The following is an 18,008-nucleotide window of genomic DNA, read 5'->3' on the forward strand; positions in this document are numbered from 1 at the left end:
GGGCAAATTTGGCGCAGCATGAATATTTTGGTATTCGTGTAGTTCATGTTCGTAGAATTAGTACCTCGGCTTGGTTAAGCCATTAATGGATGAACCTATGTGGGAAGAGAAAGTCTACAAGCAAAATCTGCACTTGTCGCCTATTGGTGGGATCAAGATTGCATGCTTTCTGCATAATGGTGTGGGTGTTCTGACAAGCAAGCGAGTGTTGCCGCACTTTACGCTGGTTTATGTCACTCGAGGGCAAGGACGCTATCGCGATGAGCGGGGCCTCGATCTCAAGGTTGAAGCGGGCGATGCGATTGTGGTCTTCCCTGGCCGTGAACATTGGTATGGACCCGCGAAGGGCGAGACATGGGATGAGTTTTACCTTGTTTTCGAAGGGCCGGTATTCGACATGTGGCGGGAAGTGGGCTGCTTTGATCGAGATCATCCCGTTATTCCGCTTAAGCCCCTGAATTTCTGGCGCGATCGTATCCTACAGGTCATCGGTCGTTCGCAAGCTGTAACTGAAAGCGAACTCTTGCAGGAGTCCATCCAGTTGCAGGAATTGCTCGCTGACATTCAACAGGCGGGTCAGGAGGATTATAGCAATGATATCGTCTGGGTGGAGCAGGCCAAAGCAGCCGTTTCCGAACATCTTGATATACGGGTCGCCGCGTGCTCCCTTGGCTATTCCTACGAGGCATTTCGCAAGCGTTTCCGAAAGCTGGCAGGCCGTTCGCCAGGCCAATTCAGAACTGGCCTCTTAATGGAGCGGGCATGCGAGATGCTGAGCGAGCCGGGCATACTCTTGCGCGATATTGCGGAAGAACTTGGATATTGCGACGAGTATCATTTCAGTCGCCAATTCAGCAAAACCGTGGGTTGGTCACCGACTGAATACCGCTCACGAGTGAAGCGTGAAATCGTCAAATTTGATGAAATGGGAAACCATGAGATGGAAGGCTAGTTTTTTCGAGACAGCCTTCCTTTGCCTCGCAGCCAGTCCTCCCAATCGAGATTCTGTCGCTGCGATTTCCAGTTGGTAAATGCCAAAAAATACATCTTGCTTCCAATACGCCTATTCAATTCGCGGCACAAAGCGCGATGTTGGGGTTGAAAGACGAGTTCGAAAGAGGCTCGCTTTGGTGTTTGGCACGCGTTGGAACGTGTGCTGCGGGAGAAGGAGGAGAGTGGAACGAGCGATACAAACTTCGCCGGTCATAATTGCCTGGTGGGTTGTTCCTATCTGTCTGGCAAACCGCCTGACCCGAAATCCGACATTACCAATCACCGTTGCCAGCTCTTCTGCTGCGCTCACATTTTGAAGCCAATCGAGTGCTTCCAACTTAAAAAACAACGAAACTCTTAGGGAGACAGAGAATGAAAATCACTAAGACACTGTTGGCGCAGACAGCTGCCGTTTCAGCGATCGCCTTGTCCACCCCCGCGCTTGCACAGGATGCGTCTCAGGATGCGCCGGCAGCGGAGGATGATAATGTCATCATCGTCTCAGGCTTTCGCAAGAGCTTGCAGGACTCGATTGACCTAAAACGCGACCAAATCGCCGTCGTTGATGCGGTTTCAGCTGAGGACGTTGGCAAATTCCCGGACCAGAACGTTGCTGAATCGCTTCAGCGCATCACCGGTGTGGCGATTGACCGTTCAGGCGGTGAAGGCCAGTTCATCACAGTGCGCGGCCTTGGTCCTGAGTTCAACGCTGTGCTTCTCAATGGGCGAACGCTTGCAACTGACAATGACGGCCGCGAATTCTCTTTCGATGTACTGTCGTCTGACATCATCCAGACAGCTGAAGTCTACAAGGCCGCAACGCCGACCCTTCAGTCCGGCGGTATTGGCGCGGTTGTAAATGTTACCACGGCACGCCCGCTGGACCGCCCGCAGGGTTTCGATGGCTCGGTATCTGTCGCAGGCATATATGAAGAGCTGAGCGAAGAGCTGGGCGCAGACATCAGCGGTGTCATCTCCTGGAATAACGGCGTTGTCGGCGTGCTCGCAGGCGCATCTTATAACAAGCGTGAATCCCAATTCGATCAGGTCTTCACCAATGGCTATGCGCTGCGCGATAATCCTGACAATGATCCGGATGATGGCGACGTAGTCGTGCTGGCACCAGAATCATCAGAGCTTCTGGATGATACATCATTCGGTTTCCTGCCGGACGGTGCGCGCGTCCAGCAGCAGGTTGTCATTGACCGAGACTTGCAAGACCGCGAACGACTGACACTAAACGGCGCATTGCAATTCGCGCCGAGCGACGTGTTCACTGCGACGTTTGATGGTCTGTATTCTAAATTCGATATCTCGAGCTTTGCGACACAGTTCTCGGGCTTCTTCAGCCCGCCATTCATTGATCCTGTTGTGGACGCCAATGGCACGGTCGTATCATTCAGTCGGCCAAGCCTCGACTTCCAGGCACGAAACCCCGATATCGCTGACGCTGTTGGCGCTTCGCAAAACGACAACGTGATCACGTCACGAAACCGCGAAGCGAAGACTTACGCTTTAGGCGGCAATTTCGAGCTTGAAGCGAATGATCGACTTAAATTCGTGGCTGACATTTCATGGTCGCGCGCGACACGTGATGGCACCAACCCGTTCGTAGTGCTCGGCGCGCTTGCACCGACTTCACCATTGATTGAGTCGATCAGCGAAACCGGCATCTCCACGATCACTAACATCAATGCGGAAGACTTTGTCGATCGCGATATCCAGCGGCTTCACTTTGTGAACGTCAACCGCACGATGATCGAAGATGAAGTGTTCGAGATGCGTTTCGATGCTGACTGGGAAGTCGACAAGGGACCGTTGTACAAGGTCCAGGTTGGTGCTTTGAGGACAGACCGCGAGAAATCGCGTGACTTGTTCGACAACTTCACGGATCCCACATCAAGCATTACGGCCGCTCAGATCTTCTGTGCCTATTGCGGCTACACCGTTCCGTTCGACACCTCGATACTGGGCGAATTCGATTTCGATGGTTTCCTGTCCGGAGTTGATGGTGCAGAAACCGTTCCTGCGACTATCCTCAATGCGACGTTTGAAGACGCGTTTGCAGTCCTCAACGACCCAGCAAACCTCAACAATGTGGATCGGACAGGCGGGAATACAGCTGAGCTGCTCGCTTATCTCAACAGCCCGGGCATCGATCCGCTGTTCGGGATTTATACGCCGACTTTCAATCCTTCGGGCAGCTTCCAGGTCGAAGAAGAGATCATGTCGGCTTACCTGAACACTCAGTGGGAAGGCGAACTCGGAAGCATTCCGTTCGCGGCCAATCTTGGCTTCCGGGTGGCATGGACCGATGTTGTTTCTACCGGCATCACCGCTCCGGTTGTCCAGTTCAGCGAAACGCCGGGTGACACGCAGTTGGTGGTGACACGTGGTGATGCTGTCGAAACCAGCATTCCGAACGACTATTTCAATTTCCTGCCTTCATTCAACATGAAGCTTGAGACGAGCGCAGATACTGTTGTGCGTCTAAGCTACGCCAAGACGGTCACGCGTCCGACGCTGACGGCTCTGGGTGTTGCTGAAACCTTCTCCGGCCGTTCCAACGCTCCGCTTGTGACCGGCGGCAACCCGCTACTTGAAGCCTTCGAAGCCGACAACTTCGACATCTCGTTCGAATGGTATTTCGACACACTGAGCTATTTCAGTGTCGCCGGATTCCACAAGGAGCTGGGCAATTTCATTGAAACCTCAACGATCACCGTTGTGAATCCAGTCCTTTTCCCAGCTGGAAACGGCGGGCGTCCGACGGATGAGATCGAAAACGTAGAGTTTCAGGACACACGTCAGCGCAACGGCCTTTCGGGTAGCATTTCCGGCCTTGAGCTTGCCTTCCAGAAGACCTTCGATAACGGGTTCGGTGGCATCGTGAACTACACATACGTCACGTCTTCGCGCGATAATGCGCCGGCGGGCGACCTGGGTTTCAACGGCTTCACTCCACACACCGTCAATGTCACGGGTTTCTATGAGAACGGGCCGCTCGCAGCGCGCGTCTCATACAACTACCGTGACGGCTTCCTCGTGCAGGGGCAGGCAGAATTCAGCGAACCACGTCAGCGCGAGAGCTTTGGACAGCTCGACTTTTCGGCAAGCTATGAACTGAATGATCAGTTTCAGGTCTTTGTCGAAGGGATCAACGTTCTGGGCGAAGACACGCGTGACTTCTCTCGTTTCCCAAATCGATTGCTGACTTATCTGCGGACCGGCGCTCGCTACACCGCAGGTGTTCGCGCGACTTTCTAATCGCTTCGCGCTCCTCCCTGAGCGAAGCATTTGGTGAACGGGCATCCTTGGGGGAGGATGTCCGTTCGCTTTATCTTCGGGTCGGGAGAGAGTGCTAGAACGACGCGCATGAGGCTTGTGCTTTGAGTGCTGCCGGGTAGACAACAAGAAGGCATGTAGGCGCTCGAAGAAGCGCCGCGAGGGAGAGAATATCTAATGGCGGATACCATTCAGGTCTCGGTGTTCCTGATCATCACCGCGCTTATCGCGCTTGCGACTTACTGGCACTGCCGGGGCAAACGCGGGTCAGGGCCGCAGGATGAACGGGACTACTTCCTCGCAAATGGCGGGCTCTCCTGGTACTTTGTCGCAGGGTCCATCACGCTAACAAACCTGTCGACCGATCAGCTGGTCGGTATGAACGGCAATCAGATGGCGTTGCTGGCCTGGTGGGAGTTTGCTGCCGTCCTCGGTTTGATCATTCTCGCCTTCGTCTTCCTGCCGGTTTACTATCGCAACAACTGCACGACCACGACCGAGCTTCTCCAGAAGAAGTATGGCGACAAGCATATTCGTGCTCTAATCAGCTTGCTCTTCCTGTTCGGCAATCTGTTCATTTTCTTGCCTGCCATTCTTTATGGCGGCTCGCTCTTCCTACTTTCGCTGGTGGGCATGGAGACTGATCTGGCAACGATCATGACCGCGTCTGTGATCTTCGCGACAGTTGGCGCGGCCTATGCTATTTTTGGCGGTCTGCGAGCTGTTGCGGTCTCCGATACCTATTCGGGCGTATTGGTCCTGGGTCTGGCTTTGTTGGTCGTCTATCTCTCGCTCCAAGCCATCGATTTCGACCTTTCGGGCATTCCTGCTGAGCGGCTTACCATGATCGGCGGCGATGACAGTCCGATCCCGTGGCATACACTGCTCACCGGGATGATCTTCATTCAGACATTCTACTGGTCGACAAACCAGACGATCACGCAGCGTGCGATGGCCGCACCAGATATCAAGGAAGCACAAAAAGGCGTGATGGTCGCCGCTGGCATCCGCTTGCTGATAGTGCCGGTGATTATCGTTGTGCCCGGCATTGTGAGCTACAAGCTGTTCGGTGACGTTGGTGACAGCGCCTACGGCATGATCGTCAGCGAGGTATTGCCACTTTGGCTGTCAGGTGCATTTGCCGCCGCTATCGCTGCTGCCGTTCTGACGACTTTCAACTCGATCCTTAACGCAAGCGCGGCGCTTTATGTCTGTGACATGCATGAGGCGTATGTTGGCGACGTGAAGCGGGTGGGGCGTCTCGGCGCTATCGTCTCGATTGTTATGAGTGTGCTGGCGCTTGCACTGGTGCCATTCTTTGCGAGCCAGGAAAGCCTCATCAATACCGTGCAGCAGCTCTACGGTTTGCTATCGATGCCGATCCTTAGCGCGTTTATCGTTGGGCTGTGCTTCCGCAATGTCGACGCAAAGGCGGCGATGATCGGCGTGGTCTCTGGCGTTGCCTTCTACGGCTATTGGAGCATGATCTGGCAGCCCGCACATTATATTCACGGCATGGCTGTGACGCTGTTCCTGTGCATTGGCATGGCGTTGTTTGTGAACCGGTTTGTCTTTGGGCAGAACGCAGAACTTGCGTTTGGTAGCGGAGCGGAGCCTAGCCCTCAGTTATAAGCGCTTTGAGTTTGGTCAGCGCCTGTCCGCGCAGTTGATGCACGCGCGGGACACTGATTTCGAGCACTTCGCTGATTTCCGTGAGGTTCATCTCTTCGACAAAGAAGAGCTGCAGGACCAATTGAAGCCTCTCGGGCAATTGCTGCATGGCTTGGAGAATGCGTTCGCGATCCTCCATGTCAGCGAGGATTTCAAACGGATCTGGCGTTTCGTCAGCAAAGGCCGGATTGGTCTCGTCATAGCTGTCATCGATGGTGGTGAGCTGTGTACGAGCGGTTTCAAGCTCCGCAAGCTCGGCATCGCCGCAACCAAGCCGTTCGGCAATCTCTGCGCGCGTGGGTTCGCGGCCATGCATGCCGCGTAGCTCGTCGCAGGCTCCTTCATAGCGTTTGCGCCGTTGCACAGTCGTACGGCTGTCCGGCATCAGCTTGCGGATTTGATCGAACATTGCGCCGCGCACACGCATCTTGGCGTAAGCTGCAAAGCCATCCTCGCCGGGACCTGCGTGGCGGGTGGCCGCCTCGGTCAAAGCGACAACGCCGGCTTGCATCAAGTCGTCGACATCCAGCCCGTCGCGCCCGACGCCATAGATGTGCCACGCCGCGCGCCTGACCATGGGCAGGAAACGGCGCACGCGATCCTCGACCACATCTTTCGAGTGATAGGGCGATGCGCCATAAGGCTTGGCGCCAGCGAAGGAGGGGGCGGGGTGGCTCATGCTGCGAGCGGTGGATTATCCGCAGGACTAGGTAGTTCTGCGTTAGCCGGGCCTTCCGCATTTTCCCCGATAACCGCGAGAACTTCTACCGGCTGGCTTGCCGGCAATTCACTGATGGAGAGCACAAGACATTGTGGGACGCGGGTCTTCAGCAGCTTGGCAAGCGGGCGGCGCACTGGCGGCTGGACGATCAGCGCGATGCTGCCTCCAGCTTCCTCCGCCACTGCGCTGAGCCGCTCGGCAATCATCTGGCCACAGCTTGGCTCGATCATAGGCTGGCCGGTTGCCGGATCGGTGAGACTGCCCAAGATCGCGCCTTCAAGTGACGCATCGAGGGTTGCGACTTTGAGCGACTGATCGGGCGGCGTGATTCGGCCGACAATCTGCGCGCCAAGATCAATGCGAACCTGATCGATCAGCTCGTTGAAATCCTGCGTCCGCTGAAGCGCGAGCGCCAGACTGGTGAGGATCGGCTGCGGGTAAGCCAAACTGATCCCGTCTGCGATTAAAGCGCGGAACACGCGTGTCAGGCCAGCGAGCGACAGCGGGTCTGGGTAAACCGCTTCGACAAGACCAGGCGCGCGTTCCTTGACTGCATCGAGCAGGTCGCGAACCTCTTCAGGGCCAAGCAAAGCTTCGCCGCGCGCGAGCAGTAATTGATTGATATGCGTCGCGATGACTGTGCTGACATCGACTGTCAGGAAACCTTCGCCGACTGCATGATCGCGCTCGTCCTTATGGATCCACAGCGAGGGGCAGCCAAAGCTCGGGTCGCGCGTTTTTTCGCCGAGCAAGCGATGCTGCTTGTTCGCTTCGCCCAGATCGATCGCCAGCATACGGTTGGGCTGGACTTCGTATTGCGCGAGCGTCACGCCGCCCAGCTGCACGCGGTAAGCATTAGCGGGCATGTCGATCACGTCCTTGATCCGGAATTGTGGAAGGACGAAACCGAACTCGCGGCTCAATTGCTTGCGAATGCCGGTAATCCGCGCGACGAGCGGCGAGCCTTTGTCCTCATCCACCAGATGGACGAGACCATAGCCGAGCTCGACAGTGACAAGTGTCTGCTCGCTGACATCTTCGATGGTGATGGTTTCAGGCGCAGGCTTCTCTTCAGGCTCTTCAACAGCCGTCGCGGCGATGGCTTCTCGCTTTCGAAGACTGAACCACAGCCAGAATGCAAAGGCGGCAGCAGGCAGGAAGATCATTTGCGGCATTGCCGGGACCGCACCGAGTGCCGCCAGCACCAGGCCGACCGGTAGCCATCCGCGCGGATCGGAAAACTGGCCGGAGATTTGCCCTACCAGATCGCGTGTATCCGCGACGCGCGTGACGATTGCAGCAGCGGCGATGGACAAGAGCAGAGCAGGGACCTGCGCCACCAAAGCATCGCCGACAGCGAGGGTAATATAGCGCTCTGCCGCTTCGCCTGCGGAAAGGTCATGGCTGATCATGCCCAAAGCGAAACCTGCGATAACGTTGACGCCGAGGATCAACAGCGCAGCAATCGCATCGCCTTTGACGAATTTGGATGCACCATCCATCGAGCCATAGAATTCCGCTTCGACAGAGACTTCCTCGCGGCGCTTCTTCGCATCTTCCGAGCTGACAAGACCCGCCGCAATGTCTGCATCAATCGCCATCTGTTTGCCCGGCAAGGCATCGAGCACGAAGCGTGCTGAGACTTCCGAGACGCGGCCAGCGCCCTTGGTGATGACGATCAGATTGATGATCATCAGGATCGTGAAGACGAACAGACCGACGGCGAAATTGCCGCCCACGAGGAACGCGCCGAAGCTTTCAATCACTTCGCCTGCGGCCGACCCGCCCTCATGGCCATTGATAAGCACAATGCGGGTCGACGCGACGTTGAGCGCGAGGCGCAGCAGTGTTGCGAACAGCAGGACTGTTGGAAAACTCGAGAAATCCAGTGGCTTGCGCGCGTTCAGAGCGACCATGAGGATCGCTACGGACAGTGCAATATTGAGCACGAAAAACAGATCGAGCAGCAGCGTGGGGATGGGCATGACCATCAGCACCAGCAGCGCGAGGATCCCTATCGGCAGCGCGAAAGCGACCGGGGCAAGGCTCAACCGCCCGATCATAGTCCGAAGGCCTCGAGCCGGGCATAGGCCGCTTTCACATGCTGTCCGGCAGCAGGTGACAGAGCTTCAATCCCATTGAGGCTTTCGCGAAGGCTGGCGGACAATGGTCGGGACGCGAGTATCTCATTTGTCGGCAGAACTGGCGCCGTTGGTGCTGGCTTCTGCACAAACTGCGCGCGGCTTGAGGTGGGTTGAGCGATGCCCGGGACATCGGACATATTGATCTGTCCATTGCCTGACATCGCATTTGTGACCTTGCGGTCGATCAACGCCATGACTTGCTCGAGACTGCGCGGCGCACCGCCGCTTGCGAAGAATATCGCCCGGTTCGCAGAGGCAGGCTGAGCGAAGAGTGACGCTGCCGACTGCGCAGGATTGCTCTCAAGCGCTGAAAGAAACCGGGACGCACCGCCTGCACCGAGGAAATGCGCAAGATAAAGCTCCGGTGCTTGCGGCTCGCGCCCCAACGCTTGGCTCAACATCGCGCGGTTATCCTGTGCGAGCGCGCCTGCCATTAACGAGGCAGCTTGCGGATCATTGCGCAAAGCAAGGACTTCCGCTCGCATAGCTGGGTTTGCGACCTGAACACCATTTGGTCCCATGCGCAGCTGGCTTGCTGCGGCACCCAGTCCCAACTTGTCACCGTGCTTGTAGAGCGTGTCGAGCCAAGTATTCTCGATGAACTGGAAGAGGCCGCTCGCAGTAGAAGTGGCCGCCTTGGCGCTCGGATTGAGGCTCGATTCCAGCTTCGCTTGTGCAAGCAAGAAATCGAAGTCTGTCCGCGTTTCGCGCGCGGCAGTTGCAATGGCGCGTTGAACCGGATTGGTGCTGACGGCGTTCGCCTCTGCGCTGGGAGGACTGGATCGCAGAGGCGTGGCGGCAGCGTTCGCCAACGGCACTGCCGCAGGTTTGGCACCTTGTATCTGCCCGTCGCTCACTTTGTGTCCCCTGACTGTTTGCAGTCAGGTCAAAGCAAGCCCTATGCCAAATGGGATGCGATCTTCAGGCGATGGCCGCTTGTGGTGGTCGGTAGCTCACAGGCTTGCCGCCCAAAGCTTCGAGGCGCGAAGCCACATTTGCAGCGAGCAGGTTGCGTACACGGCGATTGACGTCGTTGAGTTGACGCGCTGTCTCAGCGAGCGAACGGCATTCATCATCGATGCCATCAGGCCCAACACCTTCGAGTTCGCCGCACAGTGCGTCTTTATCGCGGATCGTCAGCGTCAGCGCGTCCAGGTCCATAGCGGCAAGCGCTTGCCGCTCCTGCTCCAGAACGGCAATCATTTGCCGAAGCTGTTCTGGCAGTTCCGGTTTGCTTTCATCGCTTACTGGGTGAGCCAAGGCGCTCATGATTCAATTCCCATACTCACTCGGGCGGCAATCATCGCATCGACGATCTTCGCTGGAACAAGCGGGTAGGAACCGTCACGCAGAGCGGCGCGCACTTCAGCGACCCGATCCTCTTGCACCGGCGGCTCGCCGGCCTTGATGCCTTCGGCAACGTCGACTTGGACGCCAATAGAAGGCGCGGCAACGGAACCGCGCGAAGCATCGCTGGCAGGTTTTTTCTCTGCCACCGCAGGGTCACGTGCCTGCAGCGCAGAAGCGGGGCTAACACCTTGTAACCTTTGCACTTCCGGGAAGGACATCGGTTGTCTCCTTTTACATTCTCAGCCTGCAGAACGGCTTCATTGGCTGGGTTTTAAGGGCCGCGCGCTGATTTTTCGCTCTGAGCAAATACTTAGGCACGCGCTGTGTCTATTGTGGGATCACTGCGAGACCGGGCCTCACAATCTTCGCGCTCACGAGTTCTCCTCCACGGTCAAACCGCACGGGAATCCAGTCTCCGACAGCACCATTCTCGCGCGCTTCTCCCGGACGCTGGACAGAGAAGCCGCGTCCGTCGACTTGGACGGTTATGCGGTCACCGCGCCGGACTATCGGTTGCGCTTGAGCGCTCGCTGCTTGTGATGCTGGTGTAAGCGCGACGAAGATTTGCCATCCGCCTGCGCCTTCGCAGGCGACGCGCACAGTCCGCCCAGGTGTTCCGTGCCAACTGGTTAGCAGCTCGCTGCCGCAAGCGTTGAGTTTCAACCGGTTATCTGCTTTTTGTCGCGCTCCGCCGGGCATACCGGCTGGAACACCGGTGAAGGCAGCGACCGCTTTGTCAATTTCGGCCGGCAAAGTGAATTGACGCTCCTGAGCGAATGCAAGCGATCCGCTGATTGCACCTGTGAATGCGATCCCAGCGAAAATCGCTCGGATGCGGGAGCTCGGCCTTATTCTTGGCTCTCTGTGCTTTGGCATCGCTTTAACCTTTCATTGGCGGAACAATTGCCACCGTACGAAGCAAACTCCGTGCCAGCTTTGGCTGCGCGACTGTGCATCCAAACTTCTGCTTGGACGGCCTCAGGGAAATTGCTGATGTCCAACCTCACCAAGTTTTGAGCGGCAAGGGTCATGCCATCCGACGCGAAAATATGAATAAGCAAAAGCGGCGTCGCCAATTGTCGCGCAGAGATGTGAGTGCTCCATGGGTCTGGTCTGGAAACGCAAAAGAGACGATGCGCTCGCAGGAGCTTTGGGGGAAGGAAAGCCGTCCGCCAGATCGGACAACCGATCCATAGCAAGCGAGGCGCAGTGGGAACTTCTCAAGCGCATCACGGCTTTGCTTGTATCCAACAACCTCTCTGTCACCCCAGAGAATCTGCGCTTTGCTCAACAGGCCTTGAGCGGTTCGAAGGTTCGTTGGGCGGGCGAACTGGCCCAGCGCGAAATGTCTGGCGCTCCGATCGAGCAAGGCTGGATCGACAGCTTGCTGGCAGCAGACGACGATGAGGCGAGCGAGAAAGCGGAGATGGACCGGCTGATGACAAAGCTGGAGCAGATGCTTTCGAACTTTGCGTCTACCAGCAAGTCTGCAGGCGATGCCACGGCCGAGTATCGCGCTGAAGTATCAAACCATGTCACAGCTCTTGAAGCCGAGCCCGATGAAGATGGTCTGAGGCCGCTCATACAGCTCTCTCGAAAGATGCTGGCGAAAATCCGAACAATTGAAGGCAAGATGGAGCAAGCTCAGGCTGAAGCAGAACAACTTCGCAAGCGGCTTGCGACTGCGCGGCTTGAGGCCGACATCGATCCGCTTACCCAACTGCCAAATCGTCGCGCTTTTCAGCGCAAGATCGAGGAATTGGCCGTTGCAGCCGATGCGTTGGACCAAGCCATCAGCGTCGCATTTTGCGATGTAGATCACTTCAAGCGGATCAATGATGCGCATGGTCATGAAACCGGCGATCGTGTTCTGAAGGCGATCGGGGCATCGCTGAAGGAGATGATCAGCCAGGACTGCTTTGTGGCTAGGCATGGCGGTGAGGAATTTGCCTTGTTGCTGTCAGGCCTTTCGGATCAGGAAGCCTGGTGCAAAGTCGATGCCGCGCGCCGCGCACTTTCTTCGCGCAAGTTCAAGAGCCGCAACTCTGAGAAGCCGATTGGGCGCGTCACTTTCTCTGCCGGGGTCACGCAGATCAAGTCGGACGAAGAATTCGGCGAAGCTCTCGGCCGTGCGGATGCAGCACTCTACCAAGCCAAGGCCGAAGGGCGAAACAGAGTCCTGCTCGGCTAGGCATCACGACTAATTCGCGAGCTGTTCGCCCACATCGTTGCTGCGCTCAAACCCGAGGCTGGCATAGGCATCGCGTGCTGCTCCTGACTGCATGAGAACCCGCGTATTGACGGTCGAACTTTGGGTCGCCGCCAGCCAGTCACCTGCTGTCGCGACCGCCCAGTTTTGATCTCCCGCAGGATATTGGACAATAATCGTAAGCGTAGCGCGCGGATCAAGCGATTGCTCGCTCAGCCATGCAGCGAGCACTTCTGCGCCTACTTCCGCACCTTCTTCTGCGCGAAAGAGCGACTGGCTTTGTGCCAAATACAGGCTTTCGGACGATTCGCCTTCCGGCTGCGTAGCAGAGGCGTCCGGGCTACCGTCTTGAGTGACTTCCGCCGCTTTCATGGAACTGAGCCCTGTCAGGGTCACCAGAAAGAGAATGAGCGACAGGTCAGCGAGCGTGACTTGCCAGGATGATGCGGCGCGCGGGATCATGCGGCGCGCTTCCGTTCCGAGGCAGACGCTGGTCGCTCAACAGGTCGAGTGACAGGGCACGCCTGCTTGAGCTGCGCTACCAACCATCGGACAAGCATCTCGCGCGCTTCTTCTTCGCGCTCTCCGCGTCGTTCGATTGCTCTCGCGAGGGGATAGAACACGATGTGCGCAAGCATCAGACCGTATAGGGTGGAGACTACTGCCGTTGATACGGATGTGGTGAGGCCAGGGAGCGCGTCAAAGTCGCGCGGTAGCTGGCTCAAGGCAAACAGGGTGCCCGCAAGGCCGAACACCGGGCCAAGCTCCGCCACGGAATCGAGGGTGCGCATCGCACGCTCGCGCGTTTTCTGGCGGCTAGCGACATGGCGTTCATGCTCGGCCATCATGGCGTCGGTGGAACGGTGCCGGATCAGCGCTTTGGTCGCATCTTTGAGCTCAAGGTCAGCCAAATCCGGCGCATCGGAGCGGATCACACCATCGCGCTGCATGCGAGCGACGCGCGGGGCAAGATGCGCGCGCGCCTTGGTCGCATCGAAGCGCGGGCGCAGCAATGCGACAAGATGCGTTGCGGTGACATGGTAATCGCTGAGACCACTACGCGCGAAGCCAGCGAGTATCGTTCCACCAAGCACAATGCAAAGCGCCACAGGATCAAACAGGTGCTGAAGTGTCACGGTATTTGCATCCTATCCGGCGGCCTTTTGAGTTGCACCTTGAAGGACGGCTGAAATCGCGCCCCATTAAGCCCGGAATGCGCTTTTGAAGCAGGCAATCCGGCGATTCTTTGCCAGTGTCCGGCAAGTGCTTGCCGCAAGGGCAGTTCCGGACCCGTAATTTTGCGGATGAAGCCTCCGAACACACAAATTGGCACGCCCCTTGCTATTTCAATCCTGAGCTCGCGCGAAGCAGCGCGACAGGAAGGATTGATGCAAATGAGCGAAGCCATCTTCGGCATTCACGGCAAAGCGCTGGAACTGCGCTCGCAGCGCATGGGGATGCTGACATCCAATATCGCGAACGCCGCAACGCCCGGCTACAAAGCACGCGATCTGGATTTCGCAGCGGCTCTCAAAGCGCGCGAAAGCGGCGCGGATCAATCAGCTGCCGTTCTCAGCAACACCAAATTCCGTGTGCCTGTCATGCCATCGCTTGATGGCAACACAGTCGAGCTTGCCAATGAACAAGTCGCCTTTGCGGAAAATGCCGTCGCTTACAGCGCGACGCTCGCTTTCGTGCAAGGCAAGGTCAACACCGTCACGCGCGCGCTGAAGGGTGAATGACGATGAGCGATAATCGCATGAATATCTTCGATGTCGCGCAGCGCAGCATGTCTGCGCAAATGGTGCGGATGAATGTCGCAGCGTCGAACCTCGCCAATGCCGGTTCGGTCTCTGCCAGCGCTGAAGAAGCTTACCGGCCTTTGCGCACTGTGTTTGAAAGCGAGCTCGACCGCGCCACAGGATTGTCCGGCGTACGGGTTGGCGAAGTCATCCGTTCTGAAGTCCAGCCAACCAAGCGCCACGATCCCAATCATCCGCTCGCAGATGCCAACGGTGATGTGTGGGAAGCGCCGGTCGATGAAGCCTCTGAAATGGTCGAGCTGATGGAAAGCGCGCGACAGTATCAGAACGTCATCGGCGCGCTCCAGACCGCCAAGCAATTGATGCTCGAAACCTTGAGGAGCCGATAAATCATGACTGATACGACCACCGTTTCAAATGCCAATGCGTCACGCTCCATCGACGCGCTTAATGCGCCAGGGGCGACGCCGCTGCGCAATGGATTTTCCGATCTGGGGCAAGCCGATTTCCTGCGCCTGCTGACTGTCCAGCTGCAGCAACAAGACCCGTTCGAGCCAATGGATAACAAGGACATGCTGGCTCAGATGGCGGAGTTTTCTGCTCTCGCTGGCAGCGACACGACAAACGATAAACTGTCCGAGATTTCAAAGAAACTGGATGCGTTGATCCAGGTCCAGATGGCCGCGCAGCAAGCAAGCATGGCTGCCGCCAATGCCATCACTCAGATCAACAGCGGAGTTGCGGCTGAGTCTTCAGACCCCGTCACAACCATCTGATTTTACAGCGAGGAGCCAAACCAAATGTCATTCTTTATTTCCCTGAGCGGACTGCGTGCTGCGGAAGCCGATCTCGGCACGATTGCGCAGAATATCGCTAACTCTGAAACCGTGGGCTTCAAGAAAAGCTCGCTGCAATTTGCCGATATCGTCGCAAGCGGCTCTGCTTCTGACCCTCGCATTACCGCCGGTATCGGGACCGCAGTTTCGTCGACCACGCAGAACTTCTCTCTGGGTGCGCTGGAGCAGACCGGACGCAATCTTGACGTTGCAATTGATGGCGATGGTTTCTTCGCGACCGTCAATCCGGAAAGCGGCGCGCTGACATTCACCCGGAACGGGAATTTCCGTCTGGATGGTGCCGGGAACCTGACAGATGCAACAGGGCAGAGGCTGCAAGTCTTCCCGACCGACGCCGCAGGCAACGTGACGAGCACGGCAGCGACTGTCGATACGGTAGTCCCGATCACAAACGGAGCAGGCGCGGACCTCTCCAACGTTGTGATCGAAGACAATGGCTTGGTGTTCGCGTCCTATTCCGATGGATCGACCGATGCCGTCGGGCGCATTGCTCTCAGCACCTTTGTCGCGCCTGATGGCCTCCGCCAGCTCAGCCAAACGCGCTGGGAGCAAACAGGTCTGTCCGGCCCGCCGGTCTACAATCTGCCCGGCATTGGCAACTCCGGTGAGCTGTTCTCCGGCGCATTGGAGCGATCAAATGTGGACTTGGCTGAAGAGCTGGTTGCGCTGATCACAGCGCAGCGGAACTTCCAGGCCAATGCGCGAGCGATCGATACGGCAACGCAGATCTCCCAGACTGTCATTAACTTGAGGTCGTAAGCGCCATGGACCGGCTCATCTACACTGCGCTCACCGGCATGGATGCGGCTATGAACCGCCAGCGCGCGGTCGCGAACAACCTTGCCAATGCTTCGACCCCTGGCTTTCGGGGAGAGGAGTTTGCGGTCACGCCTGCAACGCTCAAAGGGCCATCGCTCGAGGCGCGAGCAATGGCGCAAGGCGCAGTCCGCGGTGCGAATATGGCGCTCGGCAGTATCAACGATACTGGCCGTGCGCTCGACATCGCTGTGCAAGGCGAAGCGTTGATCGCTCTGCAAGTGGCAGATGGCGGCGAAGTCTATACAAGGCGTGGCGATCTTCGCGTGACACCAAACGGGCTCGTCGAAAATGGCGATGGGCTGCCGGTCATGAGCGAAGGCGGACCGCTTACCGTGCCAGCAGGCTCGCGGATCAGCTTTGGCGATGATGGATCGGTGTTTGCGACCGATCTTGGCGCGCCCGGTGCCCAGCCTGAGCTGGTCGGACGCATCAAGCTCGCTGATCCTGACGGAAGCCCGCTGGTCAAAGGGATCGACGGCTTTCTGAAAGTGCCGGGAGGCGGCGTCCTGCCGGAAGATCCCACTGCGCGGATTACAACCGGCGCGCTTGAAGGCTCCAACATCAATACCGCCGCAACTTTGGTTGAAATGATCGAAGCGCAGCGTGCTTTCGAACAACGCTCCAAAATGATCGCAACTGCCGGTGAGCTCGATGCGGCTGGCGCGCGCTTGATGGCGCTTGGCGGCAGCTAACTCCTCTTTCTGAAAGGAACTTCGTAATGCCTACTTCAGCTTTGCAAGTCGCCCGCACTGGGCTTGAAGCGCAAGATGTGCGCATGCGTGTGATCGCGAACAATCTCGCGAACATAGGCACGACGGGCTTCAAACGCGATCGGCCTGAATTTGAAACGCTCGCCTATCAGGATACGCGTGTTGCAGGGCAACAGTCGACGGCTGAGACGACATTCGCAATTGGTCTCAATCTCGGCACTGGCGTTGCTGTCCAAGGGACAACGCGGATCAACGAGCAAGGCACGCTTAACACGACCGGCAATGGCTTGGACTTGGCGCTCGATGGCGACGGGTTCTTTCAGGTAGAGCTTCCCGGCGGACAGCTGGGCTATACGCGTGCCGGCAATTTCACTTTGAGTGCAGATGGCGCGCTGGTCACGGCACAAGGCTATCCGGTGCAGCCCGGAATTCAGGTCCCGGCTGGATCGCAATCCATCACCATTGCACCCGACGGGACTGTCAGCGCGATTGTACCCGGTGATGCCGCGCCAGCAGCATTGGGCGAGCTGACAATTGCAAGCTTCGTCAATCCGGCGGGCTTGCAGGCCAATGGCGAAAACTTTCTTTTGGAGACAGCGGCAAGCGGTCCTGCGGAAGTGGGTGTGGCGGGCCTGGATGGGCGCGGCCGGATCAGGCAAGGGATGCTGGAAGCCTCCAACGTCAATGTCGTTGAAGAACTTGTCGGAATGATCGAAGCGCAGCGTGCTTACGAGATTAATTCGCGCATGATCAGCGCGGTCGACGAGATGCTCCGCAACGCCAATCAGACTTTGTGAGACATCTCATGACATTGCACCGCCATCTAGGGGTTATCTCGCTTGGTCTCGCTTTATCTGCCTGTGGTCTCGGGGGATCTTCAGGCCCTCGTCCGGGCTTTTCGCCGCCACCGATGCCTGTCGAAACAGGTGTCCAACCGCCTGCCGCTTCCACCAATGGCGCGATCTTCCAGCCTGCTTATGGCTATGCCGGATTGATCGAAGGAACCCGCGCACGCCGTGTCGGTGACATGCTGACGATCGTGCTGGTTGAAAGCGTCGACACCACCAAGCGTACGACGGCCAGAACGCAGCGCGATGGCTCTGCATCGATCACCCCGCCGACCGCCGGACCGCTCTCCTTCCTCAACCCCAATGCCCTTAAAGCTGCGTCCGAAGCGTCGTTCAGAGGGCAGGGGCAAGCTGCGCAAAGCAGTTCGCTTAACGGTGCAGTCGCTGTGACTATCGCTGAAGTGCGCTCCAATGGAACCGCCCGTGTAGTCGGAGAAAAACAGATGTCTTTAAGTCAGGGAGAAGAATGGATCCAGTTCGCTGGAACTGTGCGCCTCGCTGACATTGATGGCGATAACCGTTTGTTGTCGAGCCAAGTGGCCGATGCGCAAATCATCTATTCCGGCAGCGGCTCGATCCAGCGTGCAAGCAGGCCCGGTTGGCTGTCCCGCTTCTTCAGTGCAATTTCGCCGTGGTGA

Annotated in this window: 19 protein-coding genes; 11 read left to right on the forward strand and 8 right to left on the reverse strand. The window is 57.5% G+C overall.

Annotated elements, in window-relative coordinates; translation table 11 throughout:
- The first annotated feature begins 85 nt into the window (after positions 1-85).
- The 3 genes from HUO12_RS00085 (at position 86) to HUO12_RS00095 (ending at position 5,910) form a co-directional block, all read left to right on the forward strand.
- The gene (locus HUO12_RS00085; RefSeq protein ID WP_176271667.1) at positions 86-952 is read left to right on the forward strand and encodes a helix-turn-helix domain-containing protein; all 867 of its coding nucleotides are present in this window, start codon (positions 86-88) and stop codon (positions 950-952) included.
- Between the two features lie 413 nt (positions 953-1,365).
- Positions 1,366-4,260 carry a TonB-dependent receptor gene (locus HUO12_RS00090; RefSeq protein ID WP_176271668.1) on the forward strand — a complete coding sequence of 965 codons (2,895 nt, stop codon included), beginning with the start codon at positions 1,366-1,368 and terminating at the stop codon, positions 4,258-4,260.
- 195 nt (positions 4,261-4,455) lie between these two features.
- Entirely contained in the window at positions 4,456-5,910 is a 1,455-nt protein-coding gene (locus tag HUO12_RS00095) for an SLC5 family protein (protein ID WP_176271669.1), read from the forward strand.
- Here HUO12_RS00095 and HUO12_RS00100 read toward each other — a convergent pair.
- The 6 genes from HUO12_RS00100 to HUO12_RS00125 all read right to left on the reverse strand — a co-directional run bounded on the left by HUO12_RS00100 (position 5,894) and on the right by HUO12_RS00125 (position 10,917).
- Entirely contained in the window at positions 5,894-6,628 is a 735-nt protein-coding gene (locus tag HUO12_RS00100; protein WP_176271670.1) for a sigma-70 family RNA polymerase sigma factor, read from the reverse strand. The genes HUO12_RS00095 and HUO12_RS00100 overlap by 17 nt on opposite strands.
- A complete protein-coding gene (locus tag HUO12_RS00105) occupies positions 6,625-8,733 on the reverse strand; it encodes a flagellar biosynthesis protein FlhA (protein ID WP_176271671.1) in 2,109 nt (702 codons plus the stop codon). The genes HUO12_RS00100 and HUO12_RS00105 overlap by 4 nt, the downstream gene beginning before the upstream one ends.
- Positions 8,730-9,671: a lytic transglycosylase domain-containing protein gene (locus HUO12_RS00110; RefSeq protein ID WP_176271672.1), complete on the reverse strand. Its 942-nt coding sequence runs from the start codon at positions 9,669-9,671 to the stop codon at positions 8,730-8,732. The genes HUO12_RS00105 and HUO12_RS00110 overlap by 4 nt, the downstream gene beginning before the upstream one ends.
- 64 nt (positions 9,672-9,735) lie before the next feature.
- On the reverse strand, positions 9,736-10,083 hold the full coding sequence (locus HUO12_RS00115) for a flagellar protein FlgN (RefSeq protein ID WP_176271673.1): 348 nt from the start codon (positions 10,081-10,083) through the stop codon (positions 9,736-9,738).
- A complete protein-coding gene (locus tag HUO12_RS00120) occupies positions 10,080-10,382 on the reverse strand; it encodes a flagellar biosynthesis anti-sigma factor FlgM (RefSeq protein WP_176271674.1) in 303 nt (100 codons plus the stop codon). The genes HUO12_RS00115 and HUO12_RS00120 overlap by 4 nt, the downstream gene beginning before the upstream one ends.
- Positions 10,383-10,491: 109 nt before the next feature.
- Positions 10,492-10,917 (reverse strand): flagella basal body P-ring formation protein FlgA, encoded by a 426-nt coding sequence (locus HUO12_RS00125; RefSeq protein WP_176271675.1) that lies wholly within the window; start codon positions 10,915-10,917, stop codon positions 10,492-10,494.
- Between the two features lie 544 nt (positions 10,918-11,461).
- On the opposite strand from HUO12_RS00125, the gene HUO12_RS00130 reads away from it, so the two are divergent.
- Positions 11,462-12,355, forward strand: coding sequence for a GGDEF domain-containing protein (locus HUO12_RS00130; RefSeq protein ID WP_176271676.1), 894 nt, complete (start codon positions 11,462-11,464; stop codon positions 12,353-12,355).
- Positions 12,356-12,364: 9 nt separating this feature from the next.
- Here the strand turns inward: HUO12_RS00130 and HUO12_RS00135 are convergent, their stop codons facing one another.
- Together HUO12_RS00135 and HUO12_RS14455 are read right to left on the reverse strand one after the other, a co-directional pair.
- The gene (locus tag HUO12_RS00135; protein WP_176271677.1) at positions 12,365-12,835 is read right to left on the reverse strand and encodes a hypothetical protein; all 471 of its coding nucleotides are present in this window, start codon (positions 12,833-12,835) and stop codon (positions 12,365-12,367) included.
- Positions 12,832-13,509 carry a MotA/TolQ/ExbB proton channel family protein gene (locus HUO12_RS14455; RefSeq protein ID WP_176271678.1) on the reverse strand — a complete coding sequence of 226 codons (678 nt, stop codon included), beginning with the start codon at positions 13,507-13,509 and terminating at the stop codon, positions 12,832-12,834. Before HUO12_RS14455 ends, HUO12_RS00135 begins: the two co-directional genes overlap by 4 nt.
- Positions 13,510-13,767: 258 nt before the next feature.
- On the opposite strand from HUO12_RS14455, the gene flgB reads away from it, so the two are divergent.
- The 7 genes from flgB to HUO12_RS00175 all read left to right on the forward strand — a co-directional run bounded on the left by flgB (position 13,768) and on the right by HUO12_RS00175 (position 18,008).
- On the forward strand, positions 13,768-14,115 hold the full coding sequence (gene flgB / locus HUO12_RS00145; RefSeq protein ID WP_176271679.1) for a flagellar basal body rod protein FlgB: 348 nt from the start codon (positions 13,768-13,770) through the stop codon (positions 14,113-14,115).
- Positions 14,112-14,525 carry a flagellar basal body rod protein FlgC gene (gene flgC / locus HUO12_RS00150; RefSeq protein WP_408609434.1) on the forward strand — a complete coding sequence of 138 codons (414 nt, stop codon included), beginning with the start codon at positions 14,112-14,114 and terminating at the stop codon, positions 14,523-14,525. Before flgB ends, flgC begins: the two co-directional genes overlap by 4 nt.
- 3 nt (positions 14,526-14,528) lie before the next feature.
- Positions 14,529-14,912: a flagellar hook assembly protein FlgD gene (locus tag HUO12_RS00155; protein WP_176271680.1), complete on the forward strand. Its 384-nt coding sequence runs from the start codon at positions 14,529-14,531 to the stop codon at positions 14,910-14,912.
- A 24-nt stretch (positions 14,913-14,936) separates the two neighbouring features.
- Positions 14,937-15,752, forward strand: a complete 816-nt coding sequence (locus tag HUO12_RS00160) for a flagellar hook-basal body complex protein (RefSeq protein WP_176271681.1) — start codon at positions 14,937-14,939, stop codon at positions 15,750-15,752.
- A gap of 5 nt (positions 15,753-15,757) precedes the next feature.
- A complete protein-coding gene (locus tag HUO12_RS00165; RefSeq protein ID WP_176271682.1) occupies positions 15,758-16,504 on the forward strand; it encodes a flagellar basal body rod protein FlgF in 747 nt (248 codons plus the stop codon).
- 26 nt (positions 16,505-16,530) lie between these two features.
- Positions 16,531-17,319 (forward strand): flagellar basal-body rod protein FlgG, encoded by a 789-nt coding sequence (flgG, locus tag HUO12_RS00170; RefSeq protein WP_176271683.1) that lies wholly within the window; start codon positions 16,531-16,533, stop codon positions 17,317-17,319.
- Positions 17,320-17,432: 113 nt separating this feature from the next.
- Positions 17,433-18,008 carry a flagellar basal body L-ring protein FlgH gene (locus HUO12_RS00175; RefSeq protein WP_232367260.1) on the forward strand — a complete coding sequence of 192 codons (576 nt, stop codon included), beginning with the start codon at positions 17,433-17,435 and terminating at the stop codon, positions 18,006-18,008.

It is taken from the genome of Altererythrobacter lutimaris (assembly GCF_013371495.1).
GTDB lineage: Bacteria > Pseudomonadota > Alphaproteobacteria > Sphingomonadales > Sphingomonadaceae > Erythrobacter > Erythrobacter lutimaris_A.

Coding starts and splice junctions, on each gene's coding strand:
- HUO12_RS00085 (WP_176271667.1), top strand. CDS start 86: ATGGATGAACCTATGTGGGAAGAGAAAGTCTACAAGCAAAATCTGCAC.
- HUO12_RS00090 (WP_176271668.1), top strand. CDS start 1,366: ATGAAAATCACTAAGACACTGTTGGCGCAGACAGCTGCCGTTTCAGCG.
- HUO12_RS00095 (WP_176271669.1), top strand. CDS start 4,456: ATGGCGGATACCATTCAGGTCTCGGTGTTCCTGATCATCACCGCGCTT.
- HUO12_RS00100 (WP_176271670.1), bottom strand. CDS start 6,628: ATGAGCCACCCCGCCCCCTCCTTCGCTGGCGCCAAGCCTTATGGCGCA.
- HUO12_RS00105 (WP_176271671.1), bottom strand. CDS start 8,733: ATGATCGGGCGGTTGAGCCTTGCCCCGGTCGCTTTCGCGCTGCCGATA.
- HUO12_RS00115 (WP_176271673.1), bottom strand. CDS start 10,083: ATGAGCGCCTTGGCTCACCCAGTAAGCGATGAAAGCAAACCGGAACTG.
- HUO12_RS00120 (WP_176271674.1), bottom strand. CDS start 10,382: ATGTCCTTCCCGGAAGTGCAAAGGTTACAAGGTGTTAGCCCCGCTTCT.
- HUO12_RS00135 (WP_176271677.1), bottom strand. CDS start 12,835: ATGATCCCGCGCGCCGCATCATCCTGGCAAGTCACGCTCGCTGACCTG.
- flgB (WP_176271679.1), top strand. CDS start 13,768: ATGAGCGAAGCCATCTTCGGCATTCACGGCAAAGCGCTGGAACTGCGC.
- flgC (WP_408609434.1), top strand. CDS start 14,112: ATGACGATGAGCGATAATCGCATGAATATCTTCGATGTCGCGCAGCGC.
- HUO12_RS00155 (WP_176271680.1), top strand. CDS start 14,529: ATGACTGATACGACCACCGTTTCAAATGCCAATGCGTCACGCTCCATC.
- HUO12_RS00160 (WP_176271681.1), top strand. CDS start 14,937: ATGTCATTCTTTATTTCCCTGAGCGGACTGCGTGCTGCGGAAGCCGAT.
- HUO12_RS00165 (WP_176271682.1), top strand. CDS start 15,758: ATGGACCGGCTCATCTACACTGCGCTCACCGGCATGGATGCGGCTATG.
- flgG (WP_176271683.1), top strand. CDS start 16,531: ATGCCTACTTCAGCTTTGCAAGTCGCCCGCACTGGGCTTGAAGCGCAA.
- HUO12_RS00175 (WP_232367260.1), top strand. CDS start 17,433: ATGCCTGTCGAAACAGGTGTCCAACCGCCTGCCGCTTCCACCAATGGC.